Annotated in this window: 12 protein-coding genes; all 12 read right to left on the bottom strand. The window is 39.3% G+C overall.

From position 1 onward, the window contains the following. Positions 1-168: 168 nt before the first annotated feature. On the bottom strand, positions 169-876 hold the full coding sequence (locus tag IH597_03045) for a tetratricopeptide repeat protein (protein ID MBE0661420.1): 708 nt from the start codon (positions 874-876) through the stop codon (positions 169-171). A gap of 930 nt (positions 877-1,806) precedes the next feature. Beyond that, the gene (locus IH597_03040) at positions 1,807-2,958 is read right to left on the bottom strand and encodes a fibrobacter succinogenes major paralogous domain-containing protein (GenBank protein MBE0661419.1); all 1,152 of its coding nucleotides are present in this window, start codon (positions 2,956-2,958) and stop codon (positions 1,807-1,809) included. A gap of 60 nt (positions 2,959-3,018) precedes the next feature. Continuing rightward, on the bottom strand, positions 3,019-3,696 hold the full coding sequence (locus IH597_03035) for a cyclase family protein (GenBank protein ID MBE0661418.1): 678 nt from the start codon (positions 3,694-3,696) through the stop codon (positions 3,019-3,021). 176 nt (positions 3,697-3,872) lie between these two features. Continuing rightward, positions 3,873-4,634 carry a sulfotransferase domain-containing protein gene (locus tag IH597_03030; protein MBE0661417.1) on the bottom strand — a complete coding sequence of 254 codons (762 nt, stop codon included), beginning with the start codon at positions 4,632-4,634 and terminating at the stop codon, positions 3,873-3,875. 110 nt (positions 4,635-4,744) lie between these two features. Beyond that, positions 4,745-5,680, bottom strand: a complete 936-nt coding sequence (locus IH597_03025) for a phosphoglycerate dehydrogenase (protein MBE0661416.1) — start codon at positions 5,678-5,680, stop codon at positions 4,745-4,747. A gap of 9 nt (positions 5,681-5,689) precedes the next feature. Further along, positions 5,690-6,334, bottom strand: coding sequence for an HAD family hydrolase (locus IH597_03020; GenBank protein MBE0661415.1), 645 nt, complete (start codon positions 6,332-6,334; stop codon positions 5,690-5,692). Positions 6,335-6,396: 62 nt separating this feature from the next. Beyond that, entirely contained in the window at positions 6,397-7,281 is an 885-nt protein-coding gene (locus IH597_03015) for an NAD(P)-dependent oxidoreductase (GenBank protein ID MBE0661414.1), read from the bottom strand. Between the two features lie 5 nt (positions 7,282-7,286). Then, positions 7,287-8,048: a 2,4-dihydroxyhept-2-ene-1,7-dioic acid aldolase gene (locus IH597_03010; protein ID MBE0661413.1), complete on the bottom strand. Its 762-nt coding sequence runs from the start codon at positions 8,046-8,048 to the stop codon at positions 7,287-7,289. Beyond that, the gene (locus IH597_03005; GenBank protein MBE0661412.1) at positions 8,045-9,316 is read right to left on the bottom strand and encodes a hypothetical protein; all 1,272 of its coding nucleotides are present in this window, start codon (positions 9,314-9,316) and stop codon (positions 8,045-8,047) included. The genes IH597_03010 and IH597_03005 overlap by 4 nt, the downstream gene beginning before the upstream one ends. Next, entirely contained in the window at positions 9,306-9,959 is a 654-nt protein-coding gene (locus IH597_03000; protein MBE0661411.1) for an acylneuraminate cytidylyltransferase family protein, read from the bottom strand. Before IH597_03000 ends, IH597_03005 begins: the two co-directional genes overlap by 11 nt. A gap of 82 nt (positions 9,960-10,041) precedes the next feature. After that, positions 10,042-13,566 carry a DUF115 domain-containing protein gene (locus tag IH597_02995; GenBank protein ID MBE0661410.1) on the bottom strand — a complete coding sequence of 1,175 codons (3,525 nt, stop codon included), beginning with the start codon at positions 13,564-13,566 and terminating at the stop codon, positions 10,042-10,044. 227 nt (positions 13,567-13,793) lie between these two features. Continuing rightward, positions 13,794-14,966, bottom strand: a 1,173-nt coding sequence (locus IH597_02990) for a hypothetical protein (GenBank protein ID MBE0661409.1), incomplete at its 5' end; no start/stop codon positions are given.

Raw genomic sequence — 14,966 nt, 5'->3', positions numbered from 1 at the left:
TTACTCTCCATGTGAGTGGGTAACAGATAGTCTTAGAACAACCGAAACAAATCCCACAGGTACGCAATGTTGTTCAGAAGTTCTATCTGGAGAAGGAGGAATAATTCAAGATTATTCTACATGGAAGTATAGTGCTTCGTTCATACCTATTGATGGTTTCATTGATCTTTATTGGCAATGCTCTGTAAAAACGGCTCCAGCTTTTTGGTGCCCAAGTTCGATTGCCTTCTTAATGTCATCACAGCCCATTGATTTCATACCAGTTTCAATGTTCAGTAATCCCCTTTGAAAATAAGCTTCGGCATATCCAGGATTAAGTCCAATTGCAGTTGCGAAATCAACCATCGCTCCAACATTATCACCAGATGCCTTTTTTGAAATAGCCCGGCCAAGATAAGAGTTTGGGTAATCAGCTTTCAATTCAATAGCTTTACTGAAATCTTCAATGGAACCTTCAAAATCCCCTAATCTTCTTCTTTCAATAGCCCTTTTGTGATATAATTGATTGAAAGAAGAATTTACCTTTATTGCTGCAGTTAAATCATCAATAGAGCCTTGAATATCCCGGATGTTTGAACGAATAATTGCTCTTTCGTACAGCGCATCTTTATGAAGCGGCTCAAGTTCTATGGCTGCTGAAAAGTTAGTAAGGGCATCTTCTTCGTTATTTAAACTTTTATGTGATAAACCCATTTTATAAAACGCTTCAACATTTTTAGCATCGTGTTTCACAACTTCCTGAAAAGCAATGATTGCCCCGTTCCAATCTTTGCTTTCAAATTTGGTATTGGCATTTTCCAAAAGCTCTTTAACATTTGGTCCACAAGCAGCCAGCATTATAATCATAGCTGATAATAAATAAATTAACCTTTTCATGATTTACTTTTTTTGATTTTGATAAGTGTTATAATTGTGTGAGAATAAAATAGAACATTTACTTTATAGAATTGGACTTATGTCTATAGTGATAAAGTTTCTTTGTGGTGTAAACTGATCATTATAAATGATTGATAATCATCTAATAGTTGCAAAAACGGTACATGGAACACCGTCGCATTTAGCAATCTGCAGGGGTGATACTATCAGTTCGCTGATAATGTTACCCTTTCTCAGACTGATCAGGTTCATATCCTCAAGTAAGAGAATTGGGGCCTCAGGATTTAAAAATCTTTTGTGTGCCAGGCGTCCAATGTCACGATGCTAAAAACTGGAAACAGAGATGCTGTCGAACCCGAGAATCCTGACATTTGGCAGCTTTTCCAGCAGGTAATTGTAAATTGCCGTGGATAAACCTATATTCTCCTCCCAGTATTAGTGGATGTATCTGATATGGCACATTCCAGTCTTAACGATCAGAATATCGGCATCTCCTTTTCCTTTTAGATTTTCTAATGCTCCGATAAGCTCTTGCTCCAGGATAAGCGACTGCGATCTAACTTCTATAATTAACGGACACTCAAGAAACCAGAACTCATTGGGAAAATCTTCCATGGTTTGCCAATCGTCGTATAAATGATAGGATAAAATAATATGGGTTAACTTGGCGCGAGGACTCCCCAGTCTATTGAACTTGTTCTAATACGCTTTACAGCATTTTGGTTGCCATAAGTTGAGGCAAACTTATAATCCATTACATTTCGCTGAAGGAGTCAGGCTGGAAATTCTTGTACTTTTTTTACTTCGAGGTTGCAAGAATAGCAGAACAAATGAATTCACGATAGACGGAAATGTAGATTATTGAAATTAAGCATCATCCGTAGGGTAAATAAACTGAAAATAGCTTATTCTACACAATCCAGGTTAAGTCTAATCTCTCAAGCAACGAACGCTATACCCAAATTTCTTATCACCATTGTATCTGTCAATTAGTCCATATTTATACCATAAACAATGAACCCAAGCAGACCACTCCTGATCCTCTGTGGTACTCCACCAAATCCCCCTCATTCCGCGATACCAGTAAAAACCTTCATCTGACCGACAACCTGAAGGTAGACCTGAAAATCCATATTCATCCGTGCCATAATGTATTTCATGAGAATTCCATCTGGGATGCTCAGTAGTGTTACAATCACCACCCAAGGGAGAATCAACCTGCCTGCATGATTTGAGATGATCGCCATTAGGTTCCATATGACTTCCAATGAACCCAACCAATTGCATCCATTCCTCATCATCAGGCACATGCCATCCTTCCGGGCAGATACCATCCGGATTATTAACTGCATGCCAATTATATAAAGCGCCGTATTTTTCTTTCATCAATACATCATTTTCATACCAGGCATAAGCACCTGATTGATTATTCTGCCATGCTACATTATTACTACCAGGATAGACAATATCAGTTCCGTTCCGATACTTTGTTGTTTTCAGATTTTCTTGCATCCAACATTGATCTCCTAACAACAAGGTATTATAGACATTATTATCAATATCTGTAACTGTTGGAGTACTTGGACATGGGGTACCAATGATACGATTAGCCTGAAGGTTACCCATAGTATCAACTACTATTTGATATTGAATGTCATTGGCATCTCTGAGCCTTAGCCCTAACGATTGATTAGAAACAAATGAAAAAGGCACACAATGTATCTGGCTGGTACCTATTATATTATAATCAGTACCACCAAGTGGATCAACTTCTGTTTTAATAAAATAAGGACCCTGTTCCCATTCAATATCAGCAAATTTTCCGTAAACCGTTACACCTTGCCCAATAATATAAGAGATAAGACCATTTGCATTGCTTGTTACTGAGTGAGTCTCGATATATACCATCCTGCCATCAATAGTATTCTGAATTATACTTACTCTAATTCCAATAAGTGAATTGGACACTATCTGATTTTCAGCGTTACGAACTACTGCCTGGTGCGAAATACCGGGTTGACTTTGTGGTAAGACTGATAACATAAAGGATTGGCAAACAATAAAAAAAACAATTTTTTTCATGTCATGATATTTTAAAATTGGATGCAGAGAACTTTGCAATTCAGATTATAAAGAATTAAACTAAAGTTTCATACTTGCCAAAACTGTGCACGGAACTCCGTCGGCGCCAGCTATCATCAATGGTACTACGATCAACTCATTACTGCTTGAATTCTCACCAATGTTTCGTAAATCCATATCTTCCAAAAGCAACACGGGTTTTTCAGGATTCAGGAACTTTTTGTGCGCCAGGCGTCCAATGTCACGATGCTGAAAACTGGAAACAGAGATGCTGTCGAACCCGAGAATCCTGACATTTGGCAGCTTTTCCAGCAGGTAATCGTAAATTGCCGGGGATAATCCAATATTCTCCTCCCAGTATTGCCGGGTGTTTCTGATATGGCACATTCCAGTCTTTACGATAAGGATATCAGCATCTCCTTTTCCGTTTAGATTATCTAATGCTCCGATAAGCTCTTGTTCCAGGATGAGCGATTGCGGTTTAACTTCCACAAACAAAGGATGCTCAAAGAACCAGAAATCAGCGGGAAAATCTTCCATGGTTTGCCCATCGTTATAAAAATGATAGGGAAAATCAATATGAGTTCCTACATGGAGCGTTGACCTGAAATGCGTTTCATTCGCAGTATCGCCCCTGTCCATGCTGCTTTTCTTTGTGATTTCCACCACGTTCCGATTGCCATAGGTAGGTGTGACTTCATCAATGAAGAAAGATAAATATATTTTTTTTAAATACATAAGTGCTTTAAGTTAAAGTTTTCAGGCTATACCTGCAAGCATATCCTCCTCCTCCATCATTTCCTGCCTTTCAATGTCTTCAATAGAAAGAATATTTTCGAAGCAAGGCATAACTACTCATCAACCTGGTATTTACAAAGCCTTTATCGCTTTAGTCAAATACCGGTTACCGGCTGCTAGAATAAGTCTTCTTCTTCAGGCAAACTCAGGTTAAAGTTTTCAGACATTTTCTTTTGCAATTCAAAGTAATCTGTTGTATTACAGATAGCCTTTATGTCATTAATAATTGAATCAGATAAATGATTTTGCCAATCGCCTGTACTTCCTTTCCTAAAAAATTTGCCTTCACCAGTTTCCTTTTTATTTTTAAAATTTGTTTTCTCTCGGATATATTCTATTTCTTTCGCCTGTATTACACTCAGGTTGAGATAGTTGGCCAACTCCAGAACCTGATTTACAAAATCGTTGTGCAGTCTTTTGTAGCTGCATAAAAATGGTTGAGATTCCGGCAGATTACTATCGTGCCAGAATCGCTGATATTCAATATAGTTTTTAATGACAGCTTTACCAGTACCATTCCAATAATAATCTTCTATTGTAAGATTGGCTGATAAATTATTGAGCCTTTTTTCATGAAAAAATCTGGAAACGAGCACATCTCTGATATCTCTTATGATATTAACGATTTTCACATGCTTGTCTTCCAGCAATTTCTTGTACTTTGTTTTGCCAACCCAGTGTTGCTTGCAAAAGTAATTGTCCTGCTGGTATTTAACATGCAATAGAAAAGCATCCAACTTGTTTTCATCTATGCTTGAATTCCACCAGGTATTGTCCTGGTATTCGGCTGGTACTCTTTCATAGATCTCAAATGATCGAATAATTTGCTGAAGCCATGTGCTACCGCCTTTAGGAGCACCATTATTTATTACCAACATAATTTTGTAGTGATTGGTTTGTTGATAAACACCTTCTTAGGATTTGCCGGATTTTTAATGTACTATTTTGAAAGAAACCTACAAAATACCATTGTGTATTCTTAATCTGCCTATAACTGCAGGGTTGCCAGCAGGTTCTCAACCGCCATCACCCCCTGCCTTTCAATGTTTTCGTAGGTGCGGGAACCCACATGAGAAGTAATGATAACATTATCCATCCCAATCAGGGGATGATCCTTATCAATGGGTTCCACTTCCGAAACATCAGTTAAATATCCGGCAATACTTCCTGATTTCAGTGCAGCGATGAGGGCTTCGCGGTCAACAAGTTTTGCCCTGGAAGTATTCACCAGGTATAGTCCTTTTTTGATATGATTGCTGATGATGCCGGCTGAAATTATTTTCTCGGTTTCCTTCTTCAGGGGCAGATGCAGGCTGATAATATCGCAAGCAGTGGTCATTTCAGCCAATTCATTGAACCGGGATATGCCATGCGTTGTAATAAAATCTTCATCTATAAAAGGATCGTAAGCCGACACTTTTAATCCGAAGGCCACAGCCCTCCTGGCCAACTCTTTCCCAATCCGGCCCAGCCCGACGATTCCCAGGTGTTTGCCATATAAATCATGCCCGATGGTGCGTATCCAGTTGCCCTGCATGGTAGTGGCATTGTATTCGTGATGCACATTGCGGAAGAAGGTCAGCAAGAGTGCAAATACATGCTCAGCCACAGTTATCTGGTTCACATCGGGGCAGTTGGTTACCTTCACTCCATATTTCCTGGCAGCTTCCAGGTTGATGGAATCCAGTCCAACGCCATATTTTGAAATGATCCTGAGCTTACCTTCTGCGCCCCGCTTGATGACCTCTTCAGTGTATTGATCATCGCTGCAAATAACACCATCATATAGATGAATGATGTCGAGCAGGTCTCTTTCGGGCAGGGGGCCTCTGAGCTTGTCAATATCAAAGCCGGTATCAGCAAGCATTTGGTGGTGCCTTCCCGGGCTGTCCTGGAATGAAGTGCTGGTGAGTAGAATTTTCATGCTTATTTACTAGGTGTTAATGAGTGAGTTGAAATTGTTGAAATCGTTGATGCGGATAAGTTCTTTTCCGGCAAATAATTCCAGGTTGTCGCTGTGCTGCCTGAGAATGAAGCGGATATTGTTTTCGGTAGCAGCTTTGTAATCCGATAAAGCATCGCCGATAAATATACATTCGCCAGCCTGGTATCCATATTTGCCCAGGATATGTTTTACCCAGTGTCCTTTGGATTCGGGCGAGCCAAAAATATCTTTGAAGTATTGCCTGATTCCCCTTGCTTCGGCAATTTCCTTCATCTCTTCAGTGGGCGTTCCGGTGATGATAAAAAAATTCATGAGCGTATGACTGGTTGAGATGAAATCAATTACGCCATTTACATAAGGAGCATCAATTACACCCTGCACTACCAATTCCGAAAACCGGGCGGCCAGGCTCATGACTTCCTCCTGCGTAATGTCTTTATCCAGGTGCTGTTTATGGTACAGCCTGAATTTTTCAAATCTCGACATACCGCCATTGTCCAGGTGATGCTGCCTGACCTGCCGGGCGATCTCTTCACCATAAGGAAGATACATCTGATAAAAGGCCTCGGATTTCACGTCCAGTGAATCGGCAATTACGCCATCGAAGTCAAAAAGAATGGTTTTTATTTGCATAGGGGGTGATGTTGGAAGTTAGAGGTTTGAGACGATAAGATAGCAAAGCTGGATAATTTAGACTATTCCTTTTCCATTGAGCGCTTTACTTCTTTTATGCATTCGAGGATGCCTTGCCCCATATCAATAAATGGGTTAGAAATAAGCTTTTTGCTGGCAAGGGGATGAAAGGAGTATGGACTTAGTTTGTAGTGATGCTTGTATCCATTCTTTTTGAGGATAATTTCAAGGTCGGTATTTAGAATTTCTTTGATCATCTCAAAAAGCTCACTACGTTTCATACGTTCAAATCCGGTGAGGATCAGGTGTTCGTTTTCATATTTATCATCTTCAATGATATTAACCGAAAGCACTGAAGCATCTGAGGCATGAATGTATTCGCGTACCTCTTCCCCATCGCCATCGTGCTCAATTTTATTTGTTAAAATAGCTTTTCGGATCAGGTTAAAGATATAATTATTGTCGAATTCAAGCTCACTGTAAACTGACCCATATCTTATTATTGAGTATTTTAAACCGTAACGCTTAAAATATTCATCAATTACTTTTTCTGAGGCTAATTTACTTATACCGTAAAAAGAGCCTTTGTCGCTTAAAGCATAACTGCTGCTTGCAAAAACGTATCTTTCCAATCTTATTTTTCTTGCTGCTTCAAGTATGTTGGCATTGCCTATTACATTGAGCTGTAAGGTTTTCACAGGAAATTCAATTGCCTTGTCGAGGTTAGCGAAACCAGCAAAATTGTATATGAAATCAGTATTACTTGAAACAACAGCATTAACCCGTTCTGCATCAAGTATATCACATTCAACAAAAACTGAGGGAGATATGTGAGGTGAGCGCTTAAGATCGGCAACTGTAACATGGTAATTACGTTTGATAAGTTCGTTCACAACATAACCACCAAGGAAACCAGAACCACCAAAGACAATAACTCTTTTTTGCATAATGATCAGTCTTTAAGATTTATTTTAACAAATTCTTCTTTGATCTTGTTTCCCAGGAAAAAGAAGTCAATACTAAAGGCTATGAATGTACATCCTTCGCTGATTTTTTCATTTACCAGAGAAGCATCAGGATGAATGACATGAAAACCAGATGGTTTGTTATGTTTTTTGCAGACTTCCAGCACATGGCTGATGGCATCTTTGACATCCTGGCGGTGATATTCTCCGGGAAAACCCATGGAAGCAGAGAGATCGTAAGGCCCGATGATATATGCGTCAATATCATCAAGCGTGATGATTTGCTCAATGGCATTCACAGCATCTATATGCTCAATCTGGGCAACCACCACTGATTCGCGGTTTAACCATTCCTTGTATTCGCCGAAGGCGGTACCATATTTTTGTGCACGGGCCAGACCAACCCCCCTCCTTCCCAGTGGTGGGTACTTGACATAACTTACCGCATCCTTAGCTTGTTCCAGTGAGTTTACCATAGGAACTATAACGCCAGTTGCACCGGCGTCCATCACTCTTTTGATAATCAGTTCATCATTTTTTCCTACCCTGACCAATGCTGCTTTATGGTTTGACTGAATCACAGCCACAAGTTCCTGCATTTTTTCAAACTCAATTACGGAATGCTCCATGTCAATAACCAGCCAATCGAAAGCAGTTTGAGTCATAATTTCGGCAATACTCTGGTGCCCGATGGTTAGCCAGGATCCGAGAGTTAATTCATTGCGTTTAAGTCGTTCTTTAAGATTCATGTTTTATAAATATTAGTTCGTTTTGCCAATGCCGGGATCATAGATGATGTAAGTGACTGTATGCTTTTTCCCTTATCTTCCAGCCATTTAATCTGCTCTTCGAGCTGGTGGATATGTGCATGATAATATTTATTGTAGTTCCGGTCTCTGAAAAACGAGGGATGCCATTTGAACACAGACTTCATTTCCTTGTCAAACTGAGATTCGGGATTAAATTTCCAGAAATAGGTTTCTTTCTCTTCTCTGCCATCAGCGCCTGCGATGTAGATTTCATCAGAGAAGGTGGCTGCCAGAGGCAACATAAGCATAGTCAAGATGTTATCAGTTGCTTTAACACTTAGACGGTCAGAAGCCGGAAGGCAAAAGTCCCCTTCAACTGTTTCAATACCAATTACATAATTTTCCAATTCGGGAAACCACGACAATATGAGTGGTAGAGTGAATTCGGGTACTACAACGAAAGAGTGATATTTTCTGACCACTTCAATCATACTGCTTCGAAATGCAAAGGCGTAATCAGATGCACCGAAATGAAAAACCGGATCAGCAAATGTGATAATATCAGGCCCATTCAAGTGTTCAAGCAGAGCAGTGTTTTTCACAAGACTGTTACATATAATTTTGATGGCATCATCCGGAACAGGCAGACTTTTAACATTATTGACCGAAGGCCCGGTGAGCAGGCAATAACCTACTCTTTTATTTTTCAATTTATTACACAGTGTCCGGAAATTATTAATTGATCTGTCTCTCAAATGTTGTTTTCGGTCATGAGGTAAAAGTTTGAAGTACGACCGTTGGTATGTGAGACTTTCCGTGTGAGAAAAAAAGCGACTGTCAATAATTTCGGTACGGCTGAAATGCCTGATAAGTGGTATTAATGAAGTAGCCTGGTGACAAAGAATCAGATGAAACTCTCTGAAAGTAAAACGATCATTGACTTTTAGGGTCTGAAATTGAAGTAAATCAATGTGATGGCCAGTATTTTTTATGTTTTGAAAAACATCATTGCTGACACTTTTAAAAGTATCATCGTTAACAATAAAGAAAAAACGAAAACCATTACTTCGTGGAAAAGCAATGCTTAGTCTTTTGAAAATATCAGCAAGTAAATCCCTGCTAACGATTGCTGGATAAACAAGTATTTTTTTCTCTGATCCGATAGCATTAATGGGTGAGTGCTGACGGTTCTTAATAAAATAGAAGGATTTAAAAGCAAACCAACGGTAAGCTCTCATTATCCAGGAAGAGCCAAGGCTAAATTTCATTTGCTCTTTTAAGCTTATAGAGCGTTTCAGCCATAATAAAATCAGCGGGCTCATCAATATCAACAGCCTCAAGCTTGTCAAGTTCAGTCATTAATGGGCGGAGTCCGATTCGTTTATTGGCGGCTGATACAAACGATTTCTTTGAGAAAATATAAAAGCAGGAGTTCTCTTCATAAACCGGTGGCAAGTCCTGGGTACGCAGCAATTCCGCGGGGTTGTGGTTGATGGCCGATCCATCTTTCCAATACAAACGTGTTTGAAGGCGGGTTACCGAGAAAACAGAATCATGCTTGTCAAGATTAGCAAAATACATCTCAATTCCCCTGTTAATACTTTCGGTAGTGAGCAAAGGATTGGTACTGTGGGTTTGTATGAAATGTTCTGTTTGTGACTGGGAAAGGTCGTAGGCAATAATATCGTTCATTGGAACAAAATCGCCTTGAAGTGATACCGGCCGATCAATAATTCGGATTTTGGGAAAATACCTGGCAGAATCCTCAGCTATTTTTGTGCTATCGGTATTGATAAGAATTTCGTCAATGTAAGGCGATTGAGAAAGCGCTTCTGCTACGGCATGGTACAAAGGTTTGCCATGAAGCAATCGCATATTCTTATTTGGAACCCTCTCGGAGTGCGCTTTCATTGGTAATAGGGCAGTAATCATATTCAAATTCGTTGATAAATGAGTGAATTAAGATTTTTGGTGAAGGGAACAACAACCTCTGCTAAAGTAGCCTGTTTAGCCAATTAGGCAGTCTTTTTCTAATACCGACTGAAATACTTTCCCTTATTTGCTGATCCGGAACGATAAAGCGCAGGATTGCCTTAATAAACTTTCCGGCGATATGGATTATGCGCCAGATAAATCTCTTAATTAAAGCATATAATCCCCCGGATTCTTCAGGATTAAATTCTTCTATATCACGGTTTGACATCATTCCCGCTTCCCTTAACCTTTCCCGCTCTAATTTCAGCAGGGTTTCAATCCTTTCTTTAGCAGTAATATTGACCAAGGAAGCGTCAATATCTCTTATTTCAATTTCTTTGTCAGTAACTCCTATTTGTATCCTGATGCCTTTCTGCTCATTTATGAATTGATGGGTAATGCTGAGGGTATGCTTCCCTTTGGGCAATGCAAATTTCTCTCTGCTGGATTCAAAAGGGCCGCTGCCTTCGCGGGCTAAAGTTACATACAGCGTGCAATCCTGACTGATACTCAGGTGAACTTCTCCGACCACAACATCATCGGGCAATGCAGAACCCGTGAACTTAATACCAACCCAATTGCTCTGATAAGGTGGCATTAAACGATACGAGCCGTTTTCAAGTGTTGCATCACCAAAGCGGGAAATACCAGAAAGCACAAATTCGCCGGGCAAGGGTTTATCTTTTTCCTCTTCTGCAGTGGTTGAAAGAAAATCAATACCAGCCCGATTCCTAAATATATTTGCCAGTGCATATTCATCAACCGGCTCACTGAATGCAATTATATGAATTATATTTCCTGTTTCTGAGAGTTCGCATGGATATCTGAGTAATTGTTTCCATGCTGAACCCCTGTCATCATTGTCTGCATACCGCTCACTTATATAAACTGAATACTTGCGATGTATTAGTAATTCTGCTATCTCATGGAGACGAAAGCCTGCCATTGCTTCACCAGCATCAGCACATTCAATCAGCAGGATGTCCGGATTGTAATTGTGCCAGGGAATGTCTCTGAGAATTGAAAAAGCATCTATTCCGGCTCCTATCCTGAACAAGTCAATTTTATGTAGCTTTTTCAAGGTTAAGTATTCTTCAAGCGATATGGTTTCAGCATCAGTGGCTTTGAAAGCATAAGCGCTGCCTGGTTGCTGGCCTGAGCGATAAAAGCAATAATCTTTATCCAGGGCGCTTTTTAGCGATTTGTTTTCAGCAGATACAGAACCCATGCGAATGTTCGCGTTGAAGTCAGCAACCAATTTTTCATAATCAGCAGGATTGGGTTCAAACGCAAGTATGATCCATCCTTTTCCGGCAATTCCCTGCAGGTGCTGGCCTGTTCCGGTGCCCAGGTCGAGCATGACAGGCCTTGTTGCTGCAGCGATAAAATTATCTGCAAGTATATCTAATTCATTGACAGTTGCCTGATGAAATTTCTCAAATGGCCCAACCAATACAGGTATGATCGCATCCTGAACCTGCATGGTTCGTAAAATGCAGTCTCTGAATTTATCCTGAACCTGCTTTTTGGTAAGGTTTTTTGAAACAAAATCAATTGCTTTCCTGCTAACTTCGTGACAATGGTCTAAATCGGAAATCAATGATACAATCACTGCTTTAATATCTTCAACACTACGCCGTTCAACTACTTTGGCACAATCCGCTTTTTTCAGAAAGTCAATTGTGGCCGATTGCGGTGGTCCATAACCCAATACCACTGCCCCCGAAACCAGACATTCAGGGAGTTTGTTGGCCAATGACAAGCTGGTATAGCTCAGGCTTATTTCATCGAAATTGTAGGCAATTATCAGTACATCTGCCTCACTGAGGCTCTGTTTATAGAGTTTACTGTCAACCAGTGCAGCAACAGAAACGCCTTTCATTTGCTTGTATTTTTTCAAGGCTTTTTCCAGGTGCCACTCTGTGGTATAAATTTCAAAGCGTAAGTCATACGTTTGGCTCAGCTCCGAAACAGCCATGGCTATATCTGTAACACTGTCGAATCCCATATCGGCTGCTAACCCACCATTGTAGCGAAGAATAAAGGGGTTTTCGGCGCTGACTGGTGAGCGGCCTGACCAGACCTTCTGTTTAAACTCTGCGGGGTCAACACCATTGGCAAGGGGTATCCAGTTCTTTCCATAGCGTTTTGTGAACGCAGCCGACATTGCCTCACCGATACTCAGGTGCAAACTGGCCTTCTGTATTACTGAACGCAGCATCCTGTCATAATTATCAAAGCGTTGAGGATCGGTTTTTCTAACCCTCTCAGGCCAGTCATCCATGATGTGAAGCGCCAAAGGCTTATCGATAGCGGCTAATACTTTTGTTGCTATATTAAATAGAAGATCAGAATCTATTGGCCGGAAATATATCACATCAGGATCGAAGGATATACACTTGTCGATAATATTTTCAATTGATAGCGATGAGCCAAAACTACTACGTATATGTAGATCGTGTTCATTGTGAGGCGTTTCTGGATTTATCTTTCCGCTTGTCCATATCTGATTATACAAATCATTTGGCCATTTTTCCAGAAATGTTTGTTTGATCTGCCCGGTAGCTGAGGCATGGCCGATTCGCGTACTGTCAATAATTAAAAGCTTTGGGAAATATTCGTGCTCTGTTAGTGATTTTGATTTTTTAAAGACTTGCTCCAGTGGCACCCGCTCAAATACTTCTAGCTTCCCTCCAACAGTTGAATTATAAATGCGATGGTTGGTTGTATTTAGAACTTTTTTAGCTTCCTGATAAGCTTCAACCATCTTGTGAACCTGAGGATCATGCCATCTAAATCCTTTTCCAAAATAATCCGGATGAAAATGATTAGGATCATCAGATTTCATGTCTAACACACCAACATTATAATCTTTCCCTTGCTGGATGTCATTGGGTATCGTATAGTCAGAATCTACACCAACTAAATAAATGGATTTGAACCCCATGTAAAAAGCGAGTTGCATGCATGAGTATATTACAGTACAACCAGTGTAGGTGACCATAGAAGCATCTTCCGAAAAGTCAAAGCCGTACGGATAGCTTTTACGCGGACGGTGATTGAAAAAAATTGTGTTTTCGGACTCATCAAGACAATATGCAAGATATACTGGGAAAAGCTTAATAGGACCTTTTAAACTATTTATACTTTCTTTACGATCCTCTGCAACAAGGTGATCTTCTACGACATAAAACGTGGGTATCCAGTCAATTTCGTTTAATTTTAAAAAGAAGCTATTGACAGCAAAAGTGACTTCATTTTTTAAAAGTGAAAGGTCTGTTTGATTCAGGCTGGGTCCATTGCCAATAAGAAAGCATCTTTCATGGCCATAGTATTTTTTCCTTAAATCTTTAATTTTAGGGCGATATATTGTATCCAGTTTATTATTGTAAATGTCTTGGACTTTTTTGATGCCCAATAATTTATCATAAATATCAATCTTTTCTGTTGGCAGATAAATCGGAGAACGGGTTGGGAGTTTAGAAACGATATCTTCATATTCTTTAAGCAGAGCTGAAGAATCTTCATTAGAGGGTTTTTTCATTCTTTAAATGATTTTGCAAAATAATACTCAACCAGACAATGTCTTTCACAATGGCTGATAGATGGCGGTTATATATATCAATAAAAAATTATGGTAAGCAAAATGAAAAATGGTTTCAAGACTATTATTCGAATAGGGTAAATGGTGAACATTAAATTTAAGAACAAACCGACATATACTATACGCCATAATATTTTACTAAATTCCTATTCATAAATAATATTGATTTACTTTGAATTAGCCAATAATAAATTCTTCATGTTTCTAATTAATTGTCTACGCTTGCTATTTACCGGAAACAGGAAGTCTATCAGGGACCTAAATTTCGAAGATGATGAATACGCAAAATGATTCATGCCGGGCAGAGTATTGGCAGACCCCTGTTCTAAAGATACACCACTGGCTGAGATTGAATCTTTTGCGAATGCAGGCTTAGCATTGGTGATGTCAGTATTAACATGATTATTTAGAAGCGTTATTTCTGATTGGAAATCATTTATTGCAACAGTACCATATTCGGAACCAATTTGAATTCGCAGTCCCAGATGGTATCTCTTGAATTGATGCGCAATTTCAAAAGAATGATTTCCACCTGTAATATTCACCATTTTTGTTTGAGACTCAAAAAAGGTATTACCATCCCGGCATAACACAAATTTTAATGTACAATCATGATCAACGCTGAAACGAAACAGGCACGAAATAAGATCGCCGGAATTTATTTGTCCATCATATATTGAAGCTATCCAATTATTATTAGAAGGAGGATTGATTTTATATGAGTTAATGGTTTTCGTTACATCACCTCTGAGAGCAATTCCTTTCCACTTAAAGCTACCACTCCTCTTATTGTCTGAAGTCCGGATCAATACTTTATTGTCATGCTCTGGTAACTCAATTTCAGTTTCTTTGTTTATTACAGATTTAGTGAAGTAATCAAAATCTAATTTATCGAAAACATCAATTTCCGAATTTTTGCTTAGATTGAATATCTTGACGTCCTTAGAAAATGCATTGGAGGCAGCGGTGAACCAATTTTTTTGATGTGTATGAGATTGTGGCAGTGAATAAATATCGCCTTCACGTTGATAGTCAGGAAAGAAGTAATTCGGATTTTCCGAAGGGGTAGATGTGATAATTCTAAGTTTTCTTTCTTCCTTATTTAAATTCAGCGCTCTAAATCCATAATCTTTAAATTCCCTATCAGTTAAAGGCCGGCTTTCAGTTATCTCTTCTACATATCTCCCTTCCATTCCAATTAGATATATTTCATTGTAGCCTAAGCTTATAGCTTTCTGCAGGCAAAAGCTTCCTGTAGAACTATGATCAATTAATTCCAACTTGGGGTGCTCTGTAACCTTCCATGAAAGAAAAAATCTTTTTGTTGGGATATTTATATC

This window comes from Bacteroidales bacterium (genome assembly GCA_014860575.1).
GTDB lineage: Bacteria > Bacteroidota > Bacteroidia > Bacteroidales > JAAYJT01 > JAAYJT01.
The sequence above is the reverse complement of the archived record's forward strand: the minus strand, read 5'-3'. Positions and strand labels throughout refer to the sequence as shown.

Coding starts and splice junctions, on each gene's coding strand:
- IH597_03045 (MBE0661420.1), bottom strand. CDS start 876: ATGAAAAGGTTAATTTATTTATTATCAGCTATGATTATAATGCTGGCT.
- IH597_03040 (MBE0661419.1), bottom strand. CDS start 2,958: ATGAAAAAAATTGTTTTTTTTATTGTTTGCCAATCCTTTATGTTATCA.
- IH597_03035 (MBE0661418.1), bottom strand. CDS start 3,696: ATGTATTTAAAAAAAATATATTTATCTTTCTTCATTGATGAAGTCACA.
- IH597_03030 (MBE0661417.1), bottom strand. CDS start 4,634: ATGTTGGTAATAAATAATGGTGCTCCTAAAGGCGGTAGCACATGGCTT.
- IH597_03025 (MBE0661416.1), bottom strand. CDS start 5,680: ATGAAAATTCTACTCACCAGCACTTCATTCCAGGACAGCCCGGGAAGG.
- IH597_03020 (MBE0661415.1), bottom strand. CDS start 6,334: ATGCAAATAAAAACCATTCTTTTTGACTTCGATGGCGTAATTGCCGAT.
- IH597_03015 (MBE0661414.1), bottom strand. CDS start 7,281: ATGCAAAAAAGAGTTATTGTCTTTGGTGGTTCTGGTTTCCTTGGTGGT.
- IH597_03010 (MBE0661413.1), bottom strand. CDS start 8,048: ATGAATCTTAAAGAACGACTTAAACGCAATGAATTAACTCTCGGATCC.
- IH597_03005 (MBE0661412.1), bottom strand. CDS start 9,316: ATGAAATTTAGCCTTGGCTCTTCCTGGATAATGAGAGCTTACCGTTGG.
- IH597_03000 (MBE0661411.1), bottom strand. CDS start 9,959: ATGAAAGCGCACTCCGAGAGGGTTCCAAATAAGAATATGCGATTGCTT.
- IH597_02995 (MBE0661410.1), bottom strand. CDS start 13,566: ATGAAAAAACCCTCTAATGAAGATTCTTCAGCTCTGCTTAAAGAATAT.